Origin of the sequence: Pseudomonas asuensis, from assembly GCF_014646755.1 — a bacterium.
Lineage (GTDB): Bacteria > Pseudomonadota > Gammaproteobacteria > Pseudomonadales > Pseudomonadaceae > Chryseomonas > Chryseomonas asuensis.
This window is the reverse complement of record NZ_BMNW01000003.1, coordinates 492,382-514,192: the sequence shown is the minus strand read 5'-3', so window position 1 is coordinate 514,192 and position 21,811 is coordinate 492,382. Positions and strand designations below refer to the sequence as shown.

Genomic DNA, 21,811 nt, shown 5'->3' with positions numbered 1-21,811 from the left:
CGTGATTGGATTGAGTATCTCATACTGATGAGGAGAGGCTCAGCTACTGCACTTCCAAACGAAATGGCGGCAAGGTACTCAAGATGGCCTTTCCATAGCGCTGCGTAACTACGCGGCGGTCCAGCAGACTGATTGTGCCGCTGTCTGACTCGGTCCGCAGTAGACGCCCGCAGGCCTGAATCAGGCGCAGCGAAGCATCAGGCACGGCGATCTCCATGAATGGATTACCGCCGCGGGCTTCAATCCACTCGGCCAGGGCAGCCTCAACAGGATCATCCGGTACGGCAAAGGGAATCTTGGCAATCACGACGTGCTCACAGTAAGCCCCCGGCAGATCGACCCCTTCGGCAAAACTGGCCAAGCCAAACAGTACACTGGGCTCGCCACCGTCTACACGAGAGCGGTGTTTGTTCAAGGTTTCCTGTTTGGACAGATTGCCTTGGATCAGGACCCGACGGCGCCATTCGCGCTCTAACCCATCGAAGACATCCTGCATCTGCCGCCGGGAAGAGAACAGCACCAGCGCGCCCTTGGCGCCCTCCAGCATATCAGGCAGCTCTCGCACGATAGCAGCCGTGTGAGCGGCAGAATCTCTTGGGTCCGCTTGCAGGTTGGGTACACGCAGCAGTCCTGCCTCAGCATACTTGAAGGGGCTGGGCACAATGGCAGTGGTAGCGCTTTGCGGCAGACCTGCACGCATCCGAAAACGATCAAACGTTCCTAGCGCGGTCAAGGTGGCTGATGTTACCAGCGCCCCGTAAGCCACATTCCACAACGTGCGGCGTAGCGTTTCTGCGGCCAGAATGGGGCTTGCATTGACCTCGATGTCATGGAACGCGCCGGACTCCACTAACGTCAGCCAACGTGCCATTGGCGGTGAGTCGGTCGGGTCCTCCAGCGTGAAGGCCGTCCACAACTCCCAGTTGCCTTGGGAACGCGCCAAGAGGCTACCAAACAGTGGATACCACTCTTCTGCCTGATAGCTGGCAACACCGATGCTTTTCTCGCCATCCATGGCCTCTTTCAGGAGGTCCGTCAGGCGCGTAAACAGATCGGATAGCTGGGCGAACCCTTTCTTGAGTTCTGTTCCCATCTCACGTAAATCCGCCGGGACGAGGCCGCCAGTGAAGCGATGACGGGGCCGATCACGCCCTTCCATGTCCTCGCCCGCACGGAAATCTGCCAGCTGCTCACAGGCGGTAAACATGAATTGCTGCTGGGTACGGATCTGTCTGGCCAGCTCGGGCACTTGCTCTACCAACCGTCCCAACTCACCCGGTAACGGATGCTGAGCCAACAGTTTGGTCAGGTTCTTGGCAATTTGCTCAAGCCACTCGGCTGTAGAGCGCAGACGAGTAAAGTGGGCGAAATGATTAATCGCCTTGTCTGGCAGGTGATGGCCTTCGTCAAATACATAAATAGTATCGCGCGGGTCAGGCAGGATCGCTCCGCCACCCAGGGCAAGATCAGCCAGTACCAGATCATGGTTGGTAACGATCACGTCGACCTTGGTCATGCCTTCACGGGCCCGAAAAAAAGCGCATTGCTGAAAATTCGGGCAGTGTCGGTTGGTGCACTGGGTATGATCAGTGGTAATACGTGACCAGTGTTGATCGTCAATGGCTTCAGGCCAGCTATCGCGGTCACCGTCCCAACGGTTGCCAGCCAGGCGATCGATCATTTTTGTGAATAACTTCTGGCCTGCTTCATCGACATCAATGGTGAAACCATCGTCGGCAAAAAGCTGAGCCGTAGTATTTTGGGCCTCACTTTCCTGCAACATGAGATCCAGACGCGATAGGCACAAGTAGCGCCCTCGCCCCTTTGCCAATGCAAAATTGAATGACAGGCCACTGTTACGCAGGATATCTGGAAGATCCTTGTTAACGATCTGCTCCTGCAGTGCCACCGTTGCTGTCGCGATGACCAGACGCTTGCCAGCCGCCTTGGCTGCAGGAATAGCAGCCAGGCTATAGGCAACCGTCTTGCCGGTACCGGTTCCGGCCTCTACGGCTACGACGGCAGGATCGCCAACGCGGCGCCCTTCGTCATCCTGCTTGATCGCGCCGAGCCCTTTGGCCGTCTCGGCAATCATGAGCCGCTGACCATAGCGCGGCTTGAGCGACTTGGCTTCGAGAAAGCGGGTGTAAGCCCCCTGGATCTGGGACTTGAGTTCGGCACTAAGCATTGGGTTCCTCGACAGGGAAGCGTCATACGCTTCCGGCAGGCGCCACGGGTAGGCGGCCTATCAGACACACAGGACTGTATAAAATATCAGTAGTTGAGCGGGAGCGCTATGATAACGCGCCTTTGCACCGACACCGAACGTATCGTCTGATTTCGGCACCAATTTATCAGGAATGCTTGAATGACACCCTCTACCTGGCTTTATACCATCCATGTTCTTGCTGCCGTGCTCTGGGTAGGCAGCCTCTTTTTTGCCTGGGTCATCCTGCACCCTGTGGTTGCAGCAACGCTGGATACCCCTACCCGTATCCGCTTCTGGAATGCGTTATTTCCACGCTTCTTTCGCTGGGTATGGGGTGCTGTGATTACGCTGCCGGTGACAGGAATTGGGATTCTTCATCTCAATTTCAATGGCTTTGAAACCGCGCCCCGTTATATCCAGATAATGATGGGATTATACCTGGCCATGGTGGCGCTTTTTCTAAAGATACACGCTATTCAACTGCCCCAACTCAGACGAAGCGTATCCGGGCAGGATTGGCTAGCAGCCGCGCAAGTATTAAAACAAATTCGCACACTGGCAGGTTTTAATCTTTTGCTCGGAATCAGCGTAGTGATTGTCGCATCGGCCCGGCTCAACGCCTTTGGTTGAATCAATTCAAGGTTTTTATAGCAACCGGCAGGCGATGCCAATGGAAAACGCCAAACAACAGCACCTGTAGACGGTCGAGCCAGGGACTCGGGCGACTCTTCAAACGTGCACCTGTTGCCAGCATTTCGATAAAGTGCAGCAGCAACAGCGCTGCGGCGACTCCGTTGATCAAGGGATGGAAGGGATAGGCAAATGGCTCCAGAAGATTGGCCAGAACCGCCAGCCAGAACACAAGAAATGCCGCTTTACCCACGATACCCAACAGCCTCATCACCATCTCCTTCTTGAGAGAAGATGACCATACCTGAGTTTGCTGCAGGTGCAAGTCTTGTTGACGCGCACCTACAGCATACGTGAAGGCAGTTACTGACGTTCGACGAGGATCTCTACGCGGCGGTTGGTGGCACGTCCTTCGGCAGTATCATTGGTAGCCACGGGCTGGCTTTCACCCATGCCTTGGACCGATACGATACTGGCTGCCGGAACACCCGACTGAACGAGATAGTTGCGCACGGAGGCAGCCCGGCGCTCAGACAGACGCTGGTTATACCTGTCTGTACCCTTGCTGTCCGTATGACCGTTAATGGTCAGGCGAGTCGTAGATGCTTCGCTTCTTAACCGGGAGGCTACCGTATCGAGCTGCGCACGGTCTGCTGGACTGATTTCAGCCGAGTCGAAGGCAAAATGCAGATCACGTACGACAATGGTTTCCTGGCGAGGAAGCGGCGCTGGCGCTGGCGTAGGAGTCGGGGCAGGCGTTACAGGCTCGACAGCTGCCACCTGCTCTTCGCCCTGCCCATGAACATAGCAATAGGCTCCAGCAGTGGCGCCAGCGACCAGCCCGCCCCATCCTGCATAGCTACTGCTTTCGATAGCGCCCACTGCGGCACCCGTAGCACCACCAATAGCGGCACAGGCGGGCCAGTCAGTTTTCTTTACACCGGCGCAACCTGTTAAAACACTGCCCACCAGAATGAGGGGTAAAGCGGTCCTTATCATCGTCATTGTTGTCTCCCATTAAGGACAGAAAGAAGCGACCTTGAAAAAAGGGGTTGGACATCGATTTCTCCGCTCCGTCAGACTGGCGGTACAAGCCTGATCTTGACAGTGCCGCCTGTTTAGTCTCCACAACACCTGCCGAGGTTCCATATGACTGAGACATTATCGTCACGCACTCCCCAACAGGCTTTGGCCGCGCTACTGGACCATTACACGCCTTCCCGGCTGCTGGTTGTCAGCGCCAGCGAGATGCCTGCCGTGCAGGCTTTCAAAACTGCTCACCCTGAATGTGAATTGACTCAGGCACCTACTGGATCCTTGCAGGGCTCTGTGTCCAACCAACGCTATGACCTGGCTATTCTGGCCGATTGCCTGGAGCACCTACCCCTGCGTGAAGGTCAGCAGTTACTCGGTGGAATCCGTAATCTCAATGCCAGCCGCCTGGCCGTCTTGGTTGACCTGGCTGCCAGCCAGTGGCAGTCCAAGGACTTCTACGCGCTGGCCATGCAGCAAAGCGAGCGCTTCCAGCGTGATCAGCAGATACTGACGCTGTTCACGTATGATCTGCATGATTACAAACAGGTACCGGACTGGCTGAATGCCCGTTTCTGGGCCCACCCTGAACGCTTTGGAAAATACTGGTGGTAACGATGGCCTCTACCCCTTGCCCATGCGGCAGCGATGAGCTGCTTGATAACTGCTGCGGCCGCTATCATTCAGGCGCGCCGGCGCCTACAGCCGAGGCGTTGATGCGCTCACGCTACAGTGCCTATGTGCTGGGACTGATCGACTATGTGGTAGCTACAACGCTTCCTGCCCAACAGGCAGGCCTGGACAAGGCGGCGATGAGTGCCTGGAGCGCTCAAAGCATCTGGCTTGGGCTTGAGGTAGAAAGTCATGAGCCATTAGGCGGCGTTCCCGAACATGCGTGGGTAACCTTTGTTGCACGCTGGCATGACGCAGAAGGTGAGCATGCTCATCGTGAGCGCTCAGCGTTTGTCCAGCAACAGCGCCACTGGTATTTTCTCGACCCGACAGTACCGTTAACGGCTGGGCGCAATGATCCCTGCCCTTGTGGCAGTACTGCCAAGTTCAAGAAATGCTGCGGCCCTTTCCTGCCATGATCTGAGCAATCACACCAGTTTGAGATGAGACGTATCAGGCACCTGAGCGGGCGCCTCGGGCTTCTCCTCACCTATGTCGCTTCCTACAGGTGCCAGCGTAAGCTGGCTTAGATCAACCTTGGGCGCAGCGACTTCAGCCTTCTGATCCTGCAGATCCGCGCCCACAGGAGCCAAGCCAAAGTCCGGCGCATCGACATTCATGAACGCTGCCATGACTTCATCGCGTGGAGCCACGGATACACGCTTTTCTACAGGCGATGCGTCTGTAGACGGCTTTTCCGCGGCCGCCGGTGGCGGAGCCAGGTCAATTTCTTCGACAATTGGCATTGGCGCAACTTCAACCCGCGCCCCGGCATTTGTCAGCGCGGCCCGATATTTTTCAGCAGCGGCTGCATCGAGTCTATTCTTGATAATGACCCGGCGCCCGGAAAACAACTGTGCGATTCGTTTCTCGTCCGCCTGAAACAACCGAGCCAGGTTGGCACGTACCTGCGCCTCGTCAGCACCCGTTACCACCTCACCGGAAAAGGCGATCTCGAAAAGACTCATGTTCATCATCCTGTCTAGCTTGAGGGCTATAAGTTCTGTAGATTGCTTACCGCCTGAGGAGCGGATAGCCCGTTTTTCAACCTGTATAAGTACAACATAATGGCCCAGGCACTTGCCGACTTCAGAATAAAATGAGCATGGCTCGCGCTTGGGTAAGATTCAGCTTATGCCAGGCACGCCAGTGCAACAATCGGGCCGAGCTATTTTTTCGATGCGCCGACGCGCTGTAACCACTGCCCTTTGTTATGGAGTCGCCATATGTCTTTTCGGGCATTCAACAGCAAAGCCCTGAGCCTCTCGCTAGGCTTTCTGATTCTGTTTGGAATCAATGGCTGTACGTGGTTCGCCAGGGATTACGAAGACCCTGAAATACAGTTGACCCAGGTAGACCTGCTCAAGGCTAAATTATGGGGCCAGGAATTTTTGCTGCACTTCAAGGTAGATAATCCTAACGATATCGACCTGCCCATTCGCGGCATGACCTATGCGATCTACCTGGAAGATATCCCGCTCGCCGAAGGCGAAACCGGACGTAACTTTACGATTCCAGCCTATGGCAGTACGGACTTTACCCTTCCCGTACAAACCAATATGTGGCGGTATGTAAAGGACATCGTCAAACTAATCAAACGGACCGACAAGCCTATTCATTATCGTCTCGTTGGCGAAGTGAAGACCGGCTTGATGTTTGGCCGCAGCGTCTATATATCGCGCAGCGGCGAGGTCGTCCCCAAAAATTTCTTACCGGAGTAACCGATGAACCAGCAACCCCATGTCCATGGCCCTGATTGCAATCACGACCACGATCATGACCATCATCATGTTCATGGACCGCATTGCAATCATGGTCCAGCAACCCCTGTCCGCAACCCGCTGAAAGAGATCGGCCGCAACGATCCCTGCCCGTGTGGAAGCGAGAAAAAATACAAGAAGTGCCACGGCGCCTCATAAGTACACAGGAACGGCCCACTGATGTGGGCCGTTCTCGTTTATCGATCCTTTCGAACTGAAAGCGTCCAGCCCGGTCATTTCTTTGGCAGCACCCTTTGCCCCGGAGAGCCTTGATGATCGATCTTTATTACTGGACTACCCCCAACGGCCACAAAGTAACGCTGTTTCTTGAAGAGGCCGGACTGCCCTATCGCATTCATCCCATCAACATCATGAACGATGAGCAGTTTGCGCCAGACTTTCTGAAGATTTCACCAAACAACAAAATTCCCGCCATTGTTGACCAGAATCCAGCTGACAACAGTAGTCCCGTAACGCTGTTTGAATCTGGTGCCATCCTGCTCTACCTGGCAGAAAAAACCGGCAAATTCATCCCACTGAACATCCGCGGGCGTCAGGAGGTGATGCAGTGGCTGTTCTGGCAAATGGGTGGCCTGGGCCCCATGGCAGGCCAGAACCATCATTTCGGCCGTTTTGCCAAAGAGAAAATCCCTTACGCAATCGATCGCTACGTGAAGGAAACAGCGCGTCTTTACAGCGTCCTGGATAAGCGGCTGGAGGACCGGGACTTTGTGGCAGGGGGTGAGTACACCATTGCAGATATGGCTATTTATCCCTGGATCGTGCCGTACGAGTGGCAGCAGCAAAAGCTGGAAGACTATCCAAACATCAAGCGCTGGTTCGAAACAATCAGTATGCGCACCGCCACCGTTCGCGCCTATGATGTGGTCAACAAGATAAACCCACCAGCCTCAAGCTGACAGCCTGCAAAGGCGTCGGAAGCCTTATGACGTCCGACGCCTAACATGATCAGGTCAAGGGCTGGCCTTCATCATCATGAAACCGGGCCCTTTCAACTGCCGGTGTGCGCCAGCCAGACGACACGCCCCACACAAAGAATACCAAGCCAATCACGGCTACTACCGCCAAGTCCCACCCATAGGGTAGATAGCCCTGGCCGCCAAAGCGATCGCTTCCAGCCCAAGAGACCGCAGCCAATACAGGCAGGAAGCAGAGTAGCCACAGTGAGCCGCGGAAGTGACAGCTGAATCCCTTCCAACCCTGTTTGGCCTGGTAGTAAATATAGAGGGGCAACGCGGCTACGATGAGTAGCATGATTTCACCGGTCCGCGGCCACTTCGCCCAATAGAGAAGCTCAGTAGCAAAGATGAACGCCAGCGCGGCCAATACAGATAGACCACGAATACGCAGCGGACGATGCAGCTCCGGGGCTGTCCGCCGTAACGCCATGACGCTGACCGGCCCGGTCAGGTAGGAGATAATCGTAGCGACAGAAATAACAGCCGCCAGCGTGCCCCATCCACGGAAGAAAAAGAGAAAGATGAACGATACTGCCAGGTTCAGCCACATCGCTGGACGGGGAATGCCGAATTTAGGGTGTACACGTCCGAACATGGACGGTAGGTTGCCATTACGCTGAATGCCGTAAATCATCCTTGAGGTCGTCGCGGTGTAGGTAGCGCCTGTTCCACTCGGGCTGATAAAGGCATCCGCATAGAGCAGGAAAGCCAGCCAATTGAGATTCAAGGCCAACGCCAACTGGGCAAAAGGCGAACTATACTCAAGACCCGCCCAACCTTCGTGCAAGTGCTCAGGCGGGACAGCGCCCAAAAAGGCTACCTGCAGCAGCAAGTAGATCACCGTAGCAATGATGATCGAACCGATTACTCCAAAAGGTACACTACGGCCTGGATTGCGCGCCTCGCCCGCAAGATTCACTGGACTTTGGAAGCCGTTGAAGCTGAACACAATGCCACTAATGGCTACTGCAGTCAGTACGGCTGAAATACTGATGGGATGGCCTTCACCCGTAATGCCAACGCTGAAGTTTTCAGCATGAAAGCCCGATGCCATTAGTGCCATGGCCGTTAGGGCCGGGACCAGCAGTTTGAATACGGTAATCGCACTATTACTGCGGGCATACAGCCTGACGCCCCAGAAATTGAGCAGGAAATACACGACGACCAGAAGCCCAGCTAATATCAGACCGGTCGTGCTTAATTCACCATGCCCGTGACTGACGCTGTAAAGATCCTGTGCCCACTGCCACGGCCAGGAAGCCATATACTGAACCGAAGCCTCAGCCTCGACAGGAATAACTGAAACAATAGCGATCCAATTGGCCCATCCGCCAATGAACCCTACGAGAGAGCCGTGCGAGTAGTGCCCATAACGAACCATACCGCCGGACTCAGGAAACATGGCACCCAATTCGGCATAGGTCAGCGCAACGAAAAGAATGATTACTGCACCTAATAGCCACGCATAGATAGCACCTGGGCCTGCCAACTGGGCAGCGTGCCAGGCACCAAACAACCAGCCGGATCCGATGATCGACCCCAGCCCTGTAAACATTAAAGCCATAGGCCCTAAATCGCGACGGATCGCGCGCTCATTCGACATCGTGTACTCCTTGGTCAGCGCCTCAAAGGACAGACTCAAGGCCGATGAACAGAGCGATAACGTGCCAAGAGTCGCCTGTCCGATTGGCGAAGCGCCAAATCATGTCAGAATGTTTCTGTCGTGATAAGAACTAAATGTCGTTTTCAAGTAAGTGCGCCCCGTTTCACCCGTCAGGAAAAATACACCCGTCGGCGGAATAGACTGGACAGTGCTTGCCTGAATACCAACGCCTTACTAACGTAGCGCGCTTTTGAACCCCTGCTCCTCTGGAGACTATCCGTTCATGGATTTTCCTGCTTACCGGCACCACTTGGTTCGCCTGGGTCTTGCCTCAGTGTTAACACTTGCCGGCTGCCAGACGGCGCTCGATCAACGCGATACGGATAGCCTTCCGCCCAGCTCGGGTGTCCAGCCCATCAAAGGGCTAGCGGAAAACGCATCAATTCGGCGAAGCGAACTGGGTGTTCCCCTGATTGAGACCTCAACCTTTCACGACGCCCTGTTCACGCTGGGCTACGTTCATGCCTCGGATCGGCTGAACCAGATGGTTACCCTGCGTTTGCTCGCACAGGGTCGGCTATCCGAAATGGCGGGACCAGAGGCGCTGGACGCGGACCGACTCATGCGAGCGGTCAATCTTCGAAAGACTGCGGAGGCGGCTTATAAAAATGCCTCGCCACGCATGAAGAAATTTCTTGATGTCTATGCGCGTGGCGTTAATGCCTACCTGTTTCGTTACCGGGACAAACTTCCAGCAGATCTGGCAGCAACCGGTTACCAGCCTGAATACTGGAAGCCTGAAGATTGCGCCCTGCTCTTCGTTCTGCTCGACTTCAGCCTGTCTGCCAACCTGAAGGAAGAGCTGGCAAGTCTGGAGCTGGCACAGAAGGTCAGCGCCGACACGCTGGCCTGGTTACTGCCCAGCTATCCCGATGAGCCCATTCCTTTCGACGAAGCCAATAAACTGAAGGGCTTGTCATTAGCTGGCCAGATTCCAGGTCTACAGGGCTTAAGCAATGCTTCGGCACATATTGCTCAAGTAAATGGGCTGGCTGTTCCAGCGGGAAGTAGCTGGGCCATTGCCCCACAACGTAGCCGCAGCGGCAAAAGCCTGTTAGCCGGCGATCTTACCCAGTCGCTTGCCCTGCCATCGGCCTGGAGTTACATACAGATTCGTGCGCCTCGCTATCAGGCGGCAGGCTTGTCCCTTGCGGGCACGCCTTTCATTTTTGCTGGCTATAACGGCACGTTGGCTTGGTCTTTCTCACCGGCCATGGGGGATACCCAAGACCTGTATCTTGAGCGTGTGCGCAACCAGGGTAACGGCTTGAGCTATGAGGTCAACGGGAAATGGACACCTGCAGCCGTTCGTTCCGAGACCTTTTTTATAAAAGGCCAACGGCCCGTGCGAGAGATGCAGTTCGAGACTCGCCACGGCCCGCTGCTCAATAACCTAACTGGCCAACAAAGCGGTTATGGTTTAGCGCTACGAAGAGCGACATTGGAAGCGGACAAGTCCATGGATGCCGTGTTCGACTTGAGCCGCGCCAAGAATGTAGACCGTGCGTTCGAGGTAACCCGAGATATTCGTGCGCTTCCTCTGAATATTGTCTTTACCGATGCCGAGCACATCGCCTGGCAGGTGACCGGACTGTATCCCAACCGTCGGGAAGGCCGCGGACTGCTACCATCACCCGGCTGGACCGATCGTTACGAGTGGGATGGGTTTGCCGACCCGATGCTACACCCCTATGACCAGGACCCATCCCAGGGCTGGCTCGGCAATGCTGGCAACCGGACAGTGCCGCTGGGGTATGGCATGCAGCTGTCGAGCTCATGGCAAGCCCCCGAGCGGGCCGAGCGTATGGCTCAACTCGCAGTCTCCCAGACTCGCCAGGATGCTCGCAACCTGATCGCAATGCAGGCTGATCAGACTTCGCCCCTGGTGGCCAAGGTACAGACCATGCTAAGTGCGCCCGGTATGGATCAACCCTTGAAGTCAGCCATTGGAGCACTTCCAGGTGAGCAACGTGCGCACGCCAGCGAAGCCCTGCGCCGGATAAGTGCATTCGATGGGCGCCTCCTGGCCACATCAGCCGATGCCGCCATTTACGAAGCCTTTCTTCAGGCAACGGCTCGACTAACATTTGCAGATGAGCTTGGCGGAAGCGATAGCTCAGCGATGCAGGCCCTTAACCGGATTGCAACGCTCTCCTACTCGGCTCAGATTGATCATCTCTTGACCCGTGACGATAGCCCTTTCTGGAACGATACACGTACGGCAGCCAAGCACGATAAACCTGCCATTCTTGCACAGGCATTGGCATCCGCCATTACCGAGTGCGAACAGACCATGGGTGCTGACCGTGCCAGCTGGCAATGGGGTCGCCTGCATACTTATGACTGGCGTAGGGAAACTGATAAGGCGGCGTCACGGTTAGGTATCAAGGCCGACTACCCGATTCGCAAGGCACTCCCTGCGGGAGGCGATTTTTCTACGCTGGATCGCTCAGCCTATAGCTGGGAGCAAGGCTTTGGCGCGCAAAGCGCCAGTACCCTGCGTCTAGTTGTAGACTTTGGCCAACCCGAGCCGTTTATGGCTATCGATGGCAAGGGTCAATCGGATAACCCAGCCAGTCCCTATTATGCCAAAGGGATTGAGCCTTGGTTAAAAGGCCAGTATTCCAGCTTTCCTTTCCAACCGCAGAATCTGGAACGCGTGTACGGCACTCGCCGGTTGACACTAACCCCTGCCAAGTAAGCGAACCGGCTCTGGCATATCACTTGCTTCATCCCTTTTATGGAGCAAGTGCCAACGACGGTGCCTGCTGACCGATTCTTTCGACAATGGCGCCGTTTGGTGCTGATAGCCCCTGGTTATCGGCCCTAACGGCGCTTTTTTGTTTAGATTCTGCCAAGGCTTGCCATGATCACAAACAACGCCCTCGCCTGGGTATCAGGCTCGGATGCACCAGAACGGAGCATTGTAAACCTGGGCTTTATGCCCTTGACCGATTCCGCTTCACTGATCGTGGCAGCGACTCAAGGATTCGCTCAACCGTATGGGTTGACCCTGCATCTGCATCGACAGCCGTCTTGGTCAGCCTTGAGGGATAATTTACTTACTGGCGAACTGGACGCTGCGCACAGCCTGTACAGCATGATCTACGGCTTGCAGCTGGGCCTCGGCGGCCCATCCCCTACCGACATGGCAGTGTTGATGGGCTTAGCCCAGAACGGGCAAAGCATCAATCTTTCGGCTGCGCTTGCTGCTGAAGGGATCAACACCGCAGAAGCGTTGGCACAGTGCATTCAGCAACCCACCCAGCCTCCGCTCATGCTGGCGCACACCTTGCCCACAGGCACCCACGCGCTCTGGCTTTACTATTGGCTGGCAGCCAAAGGCATACATCCCCTGGAGGACGTCACTACAGCCGTCGTCCCACCACCGTTGATGGTAGAGCACTTACGAGCAGGCCGGATTGATGGGTACTGTGTAGGTGAGCCCTGGGGGGCCTTGGCCATTGAGCACGGGTTGGGTGTAACCCTGGCAACGACTCAGGCCATTTGGCCGGATCATCCCGAGAAAGTATTAGCCTGTACGCGCGAGTTTGCCGAGCAGAACCCCAATACGGCACGCGCCCTGATTTGCGCTCTGCTTGAGGCCAGCCGGTTCATTGAGGAAAGCGTCGAGAATCGCCGCAGCACTGCGCAACTCATCAGCGGTTCGGCCTATGTCAATGCCCCGGTGACTGCCATTGAACCGCGCATGCTGGGTCACTATACCAACGGGCTAGGGGAACAATGGCAGGACGAACATCCCCTGCGCTTCTTCCATAACGGTGCCGTGAACATGCCCTATCTGTCCGACGGCATGTGGTTCATGACTCAGTTTCGTCGCTGGGGCCTCCTGCGCAATGATCCAGATTACCTGGGGATTGCCCGGCAGGTGCAGCAACTCTCGCTTTATGCCGAGGCCGCAGAGCGTAGTGGTGTGCAGATACCTGAACAAACAATGCGCAGCGCTACCCTTCTTGACGGCCGGGTTTGGGATGGACAGGACCCAGCAGGTTATGCCCGTAGTTTCCCTCTACATGCACTGGCTGACGCCATGCTTCACCCACTGACTTGACTTCGAGGCGACAAGCATCATGCGTATTCTGCTTATCGACGACACCCCGAAGAAGGTAGGCCGCCTGAAGGCAGCCCTGCTTGAAGCCGGTTTCGATGTGATTGAAGAGTCAGGTCTGACCATAGACCTGCCTGCGCGTATCGAGGCTATCCGTCCCGATGTCATCTTGTTCGACACCCAATCACCCAGCCGTGACGTGATGGATCAAGTCTGTCTGGTCACACGCGATCGCCCTCGTCCTATTGTAATGTTCACTGACGAGCACGACCCAGACGTCATGCGCCAAGCCATTCAGTCGGGTGTCAGTGCGTATATCGTGGAAGGGATTCATGCCCAGCGGCTGCAACCGATCCTGGATGTTGCCATGGCACGCTTTGAGACCGATCAGGCATTGCGTGCCCAATTGCAGGCACGGGAGCAACAGCTCGCCGAGCGCAAACGGATCGAGCTGGCGAAAGGCATGCTGATGAAAATGAGGGACTGCAATGAGGAGCAGGCCTATACCCTGATGCGGCGCCAGGCCATGAGCAAACAGCAAAAGCTGATTCAGGTGGCCGAGCAGGTCATTTCAATGAATGAGCTGCTCGGCCTGTAGGGCAAGGCGTCACCCTCGCCCTACAGGATGGGAAGGCAAAGCCTGCGAGGCACTCAGTGACTCACTCATACAAACCCGGTTTCGCCCCAAGCGCTTGGCTTCATAAAGTGCCTTGTCTGCCGCTTGTAACAGCTCATCGGCTTTCTGCCCGTTTTGCGGGTACATGGCGATACCCATTGAAATGGTTACCGGCCCTAGGGGCGAACCTCCGTACATGACCTGCATACGACTCACAGCCTCACGTAGCGCCTCGCATCGCGCTACCGCCCCCGCGTGGGTACACTCCGGGAGTACCAGGGCAAACTCTTCGCCTCCGAAACGACAGGCCAGATCACTGGCACGAACCAGTCGCTTCATTTCTACCGCCAGGTGCCGCAGAACAGCATCGCCCGCTTCATGGCCATGCGTATCGTTAAAGCGCTTGAAGTGGTCTACATCAAGCAGAACAATTGCAGTGGTGGACTGGTTGCGGCCTGCCCTTAAAAGCTCACGGCTAATGGTTTCATCCAGGAATCGACGATTGTGAAGGCCAGTCAGCGAGTCAATAATGGACTGATGACGCAGGCTTTCACGCAAGGCGAGGTTGGCAACACCCAACGAAACCTGCTCTGCAAACGCCTCAGCAAGCTCAATCCCAGTGCTGGGGTGATTGCACAGCGTCAGCACGCCGATAGGCTCACCCTGGGCCATCAGCGGAACACACACATAACCATTTGCACCCAGGGTAAGCCCCGCCATATGCGGACAGATCAAATCCTTGCTGGTGTCCTGAACACTATGTGTCTGGCCACGACGGACCGACCAGCACTGATGCGGCTCAAACAGACTTTTAGCGCTTTCCCAGCCATTCCATGCGCCTGCCAGCTCCAGGACATCCCGAGAGGGATGATAGAGATGGATACAGCCCGGCGCGTTGCTAAAGAGCTGGCTGGCGAAGCGGGTAATGATGTCATAGCACTCAGGAAAGTCTGTCGTGGAGTGCAACGCACTGGCCATGCGGCTCATCAAAACTGTTTCGTGGTTGCGCCTTTCCAGCTCCAGCATGCCCCGGGATAACTGCTCGGACAGCTCCATCAGGCGATTTTCGCTGGTCTTGGTTTCGTCAAGCACCCGGAACGTAAACTTATACAGAATGGCAATCAGGATAAGGTCCAGCAGAGCAATCATCAGTAGAGCGATAAGGATAATCTGACGCCGAAGCTCTATCTTCTGGGAAGCCAATAGGCTTTGCTGCTGAATACGCCCTTCGATACCGGCCACCTCTTGGCGGACGGTATCCATTAGCCTTTTGCCTTCCCCAGCCCTAATACGTGCGATTGCCTCAGCCTGCCCCTTATCCCGGTGCAGCTGGATAACCTGGTTCCAGTAGGTCCGCTGTTCCGCAATCTGTGCCTGAAGCGCTACAAACTCTGGATACTCTTTAGGATCAATCTCGCCTTTTAAGGAACCCAGGAGATGGTCTACCTCAGCATAACCCTGGAATAGCGGGGTCAAGTAATCCTCCCGCCCTGTCAGGATGAACCCTCTTTGTCCTGTTTCCCCATCCTTAACGGCGGAAATGAGCCGCTCAATTTTTTGCAGGTGTGATTCCAGCACCTCGTACTCATCTATGCCTGCCTTGACCCAGGTAGTGCTGCTCAGCGGCACAAGGATATTAAGCACCAACATGATAATAATGAGGCCGAATCGGCTACGCAGCTGTGAAGCTGTTTTGGTCATTAATCGATTCCAAGAAGATTCATATCTACATTGATGACGTCATCGTTCATCAATAAAACAAGCGTAGTTACTCTAAAGACTGCCATGTACTGACTGTATCGACAGCAAGCTGAATAAATAAAGCGATTCATGGGTCAACTATAGTGATAGGTTAATGAGTAACGAGCTTGTCTGTCCCTGCTTGAAGGCGGCTCCTATCTAGGCTATAAGCCCGGGAAACCTCGTATGGACGTTATCATGCTCAAACACTTGATCGGTCTGTTCAGCGCTCCTTCAGAAGAAGAGCGGAAGTTGGCGCAAACGATCAACAATTCCTACAAGACCCTTCGGGTAGTAGGCCGCGGTACGATTCGGATTGATCCGGAAGAAGTGTTCGACTCGCCAGAGTTCAAGCAGGATCTCGACCGAGCCAAACGTCTTATCAACGGCTAAATGTTTCTTCTCCTTCTCCTGCCTATCCTGGTCAGCGGGTTTCTGGTCTGCCATAAGCATCCGCTTTTCTACTATCGACTGCATCGCTACGAGGGTCAGTACCTCTATTTGCAGAGTGCCCGGTTGGGCCTGTTCTGCTCTCTTCTTTCGCTGACCGTTAATCTGATCCTGTTTCTCCTCGTCTCTCAACGGGACTGGAACGTTGCAGGCCATAGTGTCTCGCTTGACTACTTTTCCGGCCTGGCGGGTCTGATCCTGCGAACCCATGCCATTGAGGGTGCGAGCCAGGCTACCCAGCTCTCCTGGATTCTCATCCTTACCGTGACCGCGCTGATGATTCCCAGACCCTGGGCATTTCTGGCCAAGGCCTACATCAAGCGCCGACATGGGCTAAAGGAGGAAAACTATGCCATGTTCCTCATGGCAGGCATCCTCAAGGACAGTCCGCTTGATGACCTGCTCTTCAACGCCACGATCAACCGGGAAACCTTGATGCTCTCTCTGGAAGAGCGAAAGGTCTACGTCGGCAGGATCACAACTCTGGGCGAGCCCAGCGAAACGGAAGGGGCTGACCAGGAGGTTTGTATCAAGCCGATCATGAGCGGCTACCGGGACAAGGATAAACTCTGGGTAACGTTTACGACCCACTATGCCGATGCGGATAAGGACATCTACCTTACGTTGAAGCAGAGCCAGATTCTGTCTGCCACTAAATTCGACTTTGATGCTTATGAGCGCTTTGTCCGCAGCAAAAAGCCAGATCACGTAGCCTCTTAACGAGTCACTGCATATGCCCTATATGCGAGCACATACACGAAATATGCTCTGTAATGATTCAGAACAGCCGATAGCCTGACGGTAAAACCGCATTCCAGAGCACTTTATCGACTTGGCTTGGCCTTTGCAGTCCTGTCTGTAACGGTAGCCAATGGCGGTTACCCACCTACGACAAAGGCGTCGCGTTGCTCCTGCTTTGGTAGAGAGCGACGTGGCGCCTTTGTCGTTTCTGCCCCAATGCCCGGGGCGGGTGGACGCACCGCAGATGTGTTGAGTGCCTGGCATTTCGCAACGCACGTCAGGCGCGTTCGCCTTGTGATGTTCGAACTGAGGCCCTGCCGCGTGGCGGGTACATCGTTGATTACGAGGTGCACGAATGAACACGAGTTTCTGGAAAGCCGGCCATGCGCCTACGCTCTTTGCCGCGTTTCTTTATTTCGACCTGAGCTTCATGGTCTGGTACGTACTTGGCCCCCTGGCAGTGCAGATTGCCTCCGACCTGCAACTGACTACCCAGCAGCGCAGCATGATGGTAGCCACGCCCATCCTGGCTGGCGCTGTGCTGCGCCTGATTCTCGGTTTTGTAGCCGACACGCTTTCACCCAAGACCGCAGGCATTATGGGTCAAGTGGCCGTTATTGCAGCGCTATTTGTGGCATGGCAAATGGGTATCGACAGCTATGACCAGGCCTTATTGCTGGGCCTCTTCCTGGGTTTTGCAGGGGCTTCCTTTGCCGTTGCACTACCACTGGCTTCCCAATGGTATCCGCCGCAACATCAAGGCAAGGCCATGGGCATTGCGGGCGCTGGTAACTCCGGGACCGTTTTCGCGGCGCTGTTTGCGCCTGGCCTTGCGAAAATGTTCGGCTGGACCAACGTGTTTGGCTGGGCGCTGATTCCTTTGGTCGCCACGCTCATTTTCTTTGTGGTATTTGCGCGTAATGCACCAGAGCGGCCTGCGCCAAAGAAGTTGTCCGACTATGCCAAAGCACTTGGCGATCAGGACAGCTGGTGGTTCATGTTTTTTTACAGTGTGACCTTTGGTGGTTTCCTCGGCCTGGCCAGCACCCTGCCCGGCTATTTCTATGACCAGTACGGTCTGGAGCCTGTCATTGCAGGCTATTACACAGCCGCCTGCGTCTTTGGTGGCAGCCTGATGCGTCCACTGGGCGGTGCGCTGGCTGATAGGATTGGGGGGATTCGCTGTCTGCTGGGCATGTATACCGTAGCAGCCATTTGCATCGCCGCTGTAGGCTTCCATTTACCCAGCGCAACGGCTGCCCTGGCCCTGTTCGTGGTTGCGATGCTGAGTCTGGGTGCCGGCAATGGTTCTGTCTTTCAGCTGGTGCCGCAGCGCTTTCGCAGGGAGATCGGCGTTATGACTGGCCTGATCGGAATGGCTGGCGGTATTGGCGGCTTTGCCCTGACGGCAGGCCTTGGCGCCATCAAGCAATCCACCGGCGATTATCAACTCGGGCTGTGGCTGTTTGCCTGCCTGGGCGTGCTGGCCTGGTTTGGCCTGCTAAGTGTGAAGCGCCGCTGGAGAACCACCTGGGGCTCGGCCGCAGTTTCCGCCGCACGCGTTTGAACCGGAAAGCCCGCTACATGGCGGGCTTTTGTGTAAAGCACTACGGTTGCCCATGTCCTTCAACCATTGATTGAATCCAGGCCATGCCCCTTACCTTGAGCATCGGTGAAGCTACGGCTACAGGTCCACGCACGGAAAACCAGGACGCATTGCGTAGCGTAATGCCCGCACCGGCGCTGGCAACCAGCAAGGGATACCTGTTTGCCTTGGCAGATGGAGTAAGCCAATGTGCTGACGGCGGCCTGGCTGCGCGCTCGACCGTACAGGCATTGGCGCAGGACTATTACTCCACACCCGAAACCTGGCCTGTTGCACAGTCCCTGGACCGCCTGCTCCTGGCACAGAACCGATGGTTGCAAGCCGGTACACAGGGGCAGCCGTTATTAACGACGCTGACTGCCCTCGTCCTTCGGGGGCACCGTTATACCCTCGCTCATGTTGGTGATTGCCGCCTCTATCACCTGCGGGGCGAAACGCTTCGCTGCCTAACAGAGGATCACGTCTGGCAACAACCCGGAATGCAGCACGTACTGACACGCGCCCTAGGGCTGGAAGCGCACGTGGTCGTAGACTTTCGTGAGGGCGATGTACAGGTAGGCGACTGCTTTCTGTTAGCTAGCGATGGGGTATGGGCGTCCCTGGGCGATACCGCTATCCGACGTGCCTTGCTCGAAGAAGCCGATCCGGTCTCGGCTACTCAAGCCCTGATCCACGCTGCGCATTTAGCCGGTAGTCAGGATAATGCCAGCGCATTGCTGGTACGAATCGAAACTCTGCCGGACAAACCCTTGGCCGATGCGCTTGCCGAGGTAGAAGGCTGGCCCATTCCGCCACGCCTCAAAGAAGGCCAGATTTTCGAGGGTTGGCAGATCGAACAACGTCTATCCGTTTCTCAACAATCCTGGCTGTACCGAGTACATGATGAAGCGGGACGCCCCTGGCTGCTCAAGACCCTCGCGCCAACTCAGCAGGGTGATACTCAGGCCATGCAGGCACTTCTGATGGAAGAATGGTTCCTGCGCCGCGTCGCCGGGCGGGCCTTTGTGGAACTGCATTCTCTGCCCCACCGCCAGCACCTGTATTACGTACAGCGTGAATATCCTGGTCGCACCCTAGCCGCACAACTTAGCCAGGAGGGCCCACTGCCGCTGGGAGAGTGGCTGGATACCGCAACCCGACTCTTGCGCGCCATAGGCCAGCTGCACCGCCGTAATATCCTGCACCGGGATATAAAACCCGAGAACCTGCACCGCGGCGACGATGGCGAGCTCAGGCTTCTGGATTTTGGTCTGGCCTATTGCCCAGGTCTTTCCCGAGAAAGCGAAGGTACGGTACCGGGAACTCCGGGCTACCTCGCGCCTGAAGTATTTGAGGGCGCTACTCCCGAGCCGCAGCAGGATCTTTTTGCGGCAGGCATTACGCTCTATCACCTCCTGACAGGCCATTACCCCTATGGCGAAATCGAGGCTTTTCAGCGACCGCGCTTTCAGCGGCCAGAAAATGCGCTGCGCTATCGGCACGATGTGCCAGTCTGGATAAACGACTGGTTGCTTCGCTGTATAGCAAAAAGCCCGACCGAGCGGTTCGAAACTGCAGAAGAGGCGCTGCTGATGCTGGAGCAAGGGGAACGGCAACCCATGCCACCTCCCAAAGCCTTGCTGGAACGCAACCCCCTAGCCTTTTGGCGCACAGTGGCGTGTGCTTCGCTGCTGATCAACGTGGCCGCTGTACTGTTCTGGCTCTATCGACACTGACTGGCTAAGCGAGCAGGCCTCACGGAAGCCAGCTCGCTTGTGTCAGTTAAGTTTGCTCGCAGCCGTTTGCGAGGACGGGCTTGTACTGGCCACTGTCGCGCCGGAGAGCTGACGGCAGCTGGCAAACATGTCCAGCTCTGGGTTGTAAACCTGAGTGTGAACACGCAAGAGACCCAGCATGGAGTGGAACAGATTGTCTTGGCTAAGCGCATCGTTGCGGTGCGTTGCCACACATTGACTATTCACGCCCATCGACTGCTGATACGGCTGGGAGAACCACGCTACGCTAGCGATATGCTTTTGCTGATCTGGCGCAACCGCATAAGGCATGCCGTGAAGGAAAACATTGTATTCCCCCAGTGACTCGCCATGGTCAGACAGATAAAACATGGCGGTAGCCACTTTATCCTGTTGGGTGCGCAACGAGTTAATCAGACTTGCCAGCACATGATCGGTGTAGCGAATAGTATTGTCGTACCCATTCACGATGCTCTCACGGGAGCACTGGCTCAGCTCGTTGCTCCTGCACACAGGCGTAAAGTGTTCGAACGCTGCTGGATACCGCTTGAAGTAGGCAGGGCCATGGCTACCCATCTGGTGCAGCACCAGCACGGTGTCGCGTTGCATATGATCGATAATGTCTTGCAGATCACTGAGCAGAATTTCGTCATGGCATTCGCCATCGCTACAGTACGCCGGGTCCTTGGATTTAGTCAGGCTCTCAAAGGCAACACGGTTGCAAGTCTCCTTACAGCCGGCCTGGTTGTCACGCCAGATCACGTCGTACCCGGCACGCTTGAGCACATCGAGTAGATTCTCCTGGCTCTTGGCTATGCTGTCGCTGTAATGGGCACGGGTCAGGTTGGAAAACATGCAGGGTACGGATACGGCCGTTTCGGTGCCGCAGGAGTGCATATTGGTAAAGCTGATAATACCTTCTTCCTGCCGTAGCTCCGGCGTTGTATCGCGACTGTAGCCATCCAGGCCGAAGTTGTCGGCGCGCGCACTCTCTCCAACGACCAGAACGGTCAGTGTCTTACGTGCGCCAGTGCTGACTGGCGCCAGGCGGACCGCATCTGTACCCATCTCGCGCAGTGGCCCTTTGGGTTTGGCCGTGGCGTCATGTACGTAGCCGATCAAGGCACCCACCGAATTACTGGGCGTCAGCTGCATATGGATCTCGTGATGATTACGGAATAACGAAGACAGGCTCTGATAGTTGAGCATCGCTACGCCTACCATGACCGTGATGGTTACGCCGCCGGCAACGGACTTGCTCAACAGCTCGCGGGGCCACTGCCGATAACGAACCGGCGTCTGCCATAGCAGACAGACAGGCAGCACACCCAGCACAAGCAGGTAGGCGGCCAGTTTGAATGATAAAAGATCCCCTACCTCGGCCGTATCGGTTTCCAGCATGTTACGGAGCATCTCCGTATCAATCATCACGCCATACTGATTCATGAAGTAGGTAACCCCTGCCGCACTCATAAAGAGCACGCTCAGCAGAGGCTTGAATACCCAGCGAAAGGCAAACAGGGTAAGAATCAGGTTGAAGGCTGCCAGGAAAAGAACAGCTACAGCACCCAGGGTAAGCATGCCCTTCATACCGAGGGGGCTCACCACTTCAAAGAGGTGCATCCATAGGGAAACATTGTAAAGGACAAGGAAGGCCGCACTCACGATCAGCGTAAGCCATTCGGGACGAACAGGTCTTAACTTCAGCATCACGGACAACTCTTGAAATAAGATGTCCAAAGTCTGATAAGGCGCTCGTCAATCTTTTGTGAAGAAAGCCTTGTAAAAACGTTTCACTTAATCGCTTCTCAAACTGCCCCTCAAAGGTGTAAAAGAGAGAAGGAACCGTGATTCCAGACGGCATGCTTGCTAAGCTCCAAGCATAACCCTCAATAAGAAGATCCTAGGGA

The 21,811-nt window shown here is 55.6% G+C and carries 20 protein-coding genes; 13 read left to right on the top strand and 7 right to left on the bottom strand.

Annotation, left to right across the window (positions count from 1 at the left end; all coding sequences use genetic code 11):
• Positions 1–43: 43 nt before the first annotated feature.
• The gene (gene dinG / locus IEX86_RS09150; RefSeq protein ID WP_188865814.1) at positions 44–2,188 is read right to left on the bottom strand and encodes an ATP-dependent DNA helicase DinG; all 2,145 of its coding nucleotides are present in this window, start codon (positions 2,186–2,188) and stop codon (positions 44–46) included.
• A gap of 180 nt (positions 2,189–2,368) precedes the next feature.
• Here dinG and IEX86_RS09145 point away from each other — a divergent pair, with 180 nt between their 5' ends.
• Positions 2,369–2,839, top strand: a complete 471-nt coding sequence (locus IEX86_RS09145; protein ID WP_188865813.1) for a CopD family protein — start codon at positions 2,369–2,371, stop codon at positions 2,837–2,839.
• Between the two features lies 1 nt (position 2,840).
• Here the strand turns inward: IEX86_RS09145 and IEX86_RS09140 are convergent, their stop codons facing one another.
• Both IEX86_RS09140 and IEX86_RS09135 read right to left on the bottom strand, forming a co-directional pair.
• Positions 2,841–3,110 (bottom strand): DUF1145 domain-containing protein, encoded by a 270-nt coding sequence (locus tag IEX86_RS09140; RefSeq protein WP_373290411.1) that lies wholly within the window; start codon positions 3,108–3,110, stop codon positions 2,841–2,843.
• Between the two features lie 92 nt (positions 3,111–3,202).
• On the bottom strand, positions 3,203–3,844 hold the full coding sequence (locus IEX86_RS09135) for a PA1041 family peptidoglycan-binding anchor lipoprotein (RefSeq protein WP_188865812.1): 642 nt from the start codon (positions 3,842–3,844) through the stop codon (positions 3,203–3,205).
• 144 nt (positions 3,845–3,988) lie between these two features.
• On the opposite strand from IEX86_RS09135, the gene IEX86_RS09130 reads away from it, so the two are divergent.
• Both IEX86_RS09130 and IEX86_RS09125 read left to right on the top strand, forming a co-directional pair.
• Positions 3,989–4,486 (top strand): DUF6231 family protein, encoded by a 498-nt coding sequence (locus tag IEX86_RS09130; RefSeq protein WP_188865811.1) that lies wholly within the window; start codon positions 3,989–3,991, stop codon positions 4,484–4,486.
• Positions 4,487–4,488: 2 nt separating this feature from the next.
• Positions 4,489–4,962 carry a YchJ family protein gene (locus IEX86_RS09125; RefSeq protein ID WP_188865810.1) on the top strand — a complete coding sequence of 158 codons (474 nt, stop codon included), beginning with the start codon at positions 4,489–4,491 and terminating at the stop codon, positions 4,960–4,962.
• Between the two features lie 9 nt (positions 4,963–4,971).
• Here IEX86_RS09125 and IEX86_RS09120 read toward each other — a convergent pair whose 3' ends face one another.
• On the bottom strand, positions 4,972–5,511 hold the full coding sequence (locus tag IEX86_RS09120; protein ID WP_188865809.1) for a hypothetical protein: 540 nt from the start codon (positions 5,509–5,511) through the stop codon (positions 4,972–4,974).
• A 258-nt stretch (positions 5,512–5,769) separates the two neighbouring features.
• Here IEX86_RS09120 and IEX86_RS09115 point away from each other — a divergent pair, with 258 nt between their 5' ends.
• The 3 genes from IEX86_RS09115 (at position 5,770) to IEX86_RS09105 (ending at position 7,223) form a co-directional block, all read left to right on the top strand.
• The gene (locus tag IEX86_RS09115; RefSeq protein ID WP_188865808.1) at positions 5,770–6,264 is read left to right on the top strand and encodes an LEA/WHy family protein; all 495 of its coding nucleotides are present in this window, start codon (positions 5,770–5,772) and stop codon (positions 6,262–6,264) included.
• A 3-nt stretch (positions 6,265–6,267) separates the two neighbouring features.
• Positions 6,268–6,462 (top strand): SEC-C metal-binding domain-containing protein, encoded by a 195-nt coding sequence (locus IEX86_RS09110; protein WP_188865807.1) that lies wholly within the window; start codon positions 6,268–6,270, stop codon positions 6,460–6,462.
• A gap of 113 nt (positions 6,463–6,575) precedes the next feature.
• On the top strand, positions 6,576–7,223 hold the full coding sequence (locus IEX86_RS09105) for a glutathione binding-like protein (protein ID WP_188865806.1): 648 nt from the start codon (positions 6,576–6,578) through the stop codon (positions 7,221–7,223).
• Positions 7,224–7,272: 49 nt separating this feature from the next.
• Here the strand turns inward: IEX86_RS09105 and IEX86_RS09100 are convergent, their stop codons facing one another.
• A complete protein-coding gene (locus IEX86_RS09100) occupies positions 7,273–8,886 on the bottom strand; it encodes an APC family permease (protein WP_188865805.1) in 1,614 nt (537 codons plus the stop codon).
• A gap of 283 nt (positions 8,887–9,169) precedes the next feature.
• Between IEX86_RS09100 and IEX86_RS09095 the strand changes: the two genes are divergently transcribed.
• The 3 genes from IEX86_RS09095 to IEX86_RS09085 all read left to right on the top strand — a co-directional run bounded on the left by IEX86_RS09095 (position 9,170) and on the right by IEX86_RS09085 (position 13,613).
• Positions 9,170–11,647, top strand: coding sequence for a penicillin acylase family protein (locus IEX86_RS09095; protein ID WP_188865804.1), 2,478 nt, complete (start codon positions 9,170–9,172; stop codon positions 11,645–11,647).
• A 165-nt stretch (positions 11,648–11,812) separates the two neighbouring features.
• A complete protein-coding gene (locus tag IEX86_RS09090; RefSeq protein ID WP_188865803.1) occupies positions 11,813–13,018 on the top strand; it encodes a CmpA/NrtA family ABC transporter substrate-binding protein in 1,206 nt (401 codons plus the stop codon).
• A 16-nt stretch (positions 13,019–13,034) separates the two neighbouring features.
• Positions 13,035–13,613: an ANTAR domain-containing response regulator gene (locus tag IEX86_RS09085; protein ID WP_188865889.1), complete on the top strand. Its 579-nt coding sequence runs from the start codon at positions 13,035–13,037 to the stop codon at positions 13,611–13,613.
• Between the two features lie 9 nt (positions 13,614–13,622).
• Here IEX86_RS09085 and IEX86_RS09080 read toward each other — a convergent pair whose 3' ends face one another.
• Positions 13,623–15,332 carry a diguanylate cyclase gene (locus IEX86_RS09080; RefSeq protein WP_188865802.1) on the bottom strand — a complete coding sequence of 570 codons (1,710 nt, stop codon included), beginning with the start codon at positions 15,330–15,332 and terminating at the stop codon, positions 13,623–13,625.
• 225 nt (positions 15,333–15,557) lie between these two features.
• Between IEX86_RS09080 and IEX86_RS09075 the strand changes: the two genes are divergently transcribed.
• From IEX86_RS09075 to IEX86_RS09060, 4 genes are all read left to right on the top strand, one after another.
• On the top strand, positions 15,558–15,764 hold the full coding sequence (locus tag IEX86_RS09075) for a hypothetical protein (RefSeq protein ID WP_188865801.1): 207 nt from the start codon (positions 15,558–15,560) through the stop codon (positions 15,762–15,764).
• On the top strand, positions 15,765–16,541 hold the full coding sequence (locus IEX86_RS09070) for a hypothetical protein (RefSeq protein ID WP_188865800.1): 777 nt from the start codon (positions 15,765–15,767) through the stop codon (positions 16,539–16,541).
• 376 nt (positions 16,542–16,917) lie between these two features.
• Positions 16,918–18,129: a nitrate/nitrite transporter gene (locus IEX86_RS09065; RefSeq protein ID WP_188865799.1), complete on the top strand. Its 1,212-nt coding sequence runs from the start codon at positions 16,918–16,920 to the stop codon at positions 18,127–18,129.
• Between the two features lie 83 nt (positions 18,130–18,212).
• A complete protein-coding gene (locus IEX86_RS09060; protein WP_188865798.1) occupies positions 18,213–19,883 on the top strand; it encodes a bifunctional protein-serine/threonine kinase/phosphatase in 1,671 nt (556 codons plus the stop codon).
• Positions 19,884–19,925: 42 nt separating this feature from the next.
• On the opposite strand, the gene IEX86_RS09055 is transcribed toward IEX86_RS09060, so the two are convergent.
• Positions 19,926–21,611 (bottom strand): phosphoethanolamine transferase, encoded by a 1,686-nt coding sequence (locus IEX86_RS09055; protein WP_188865797.1) that lies wholly within the window; start codon positions 21,609–21,611, stop codon positions 19,926–19,928.
• Between the last annotated feature and the right edge of the window lie 200 nt (positions 21,612–21,811).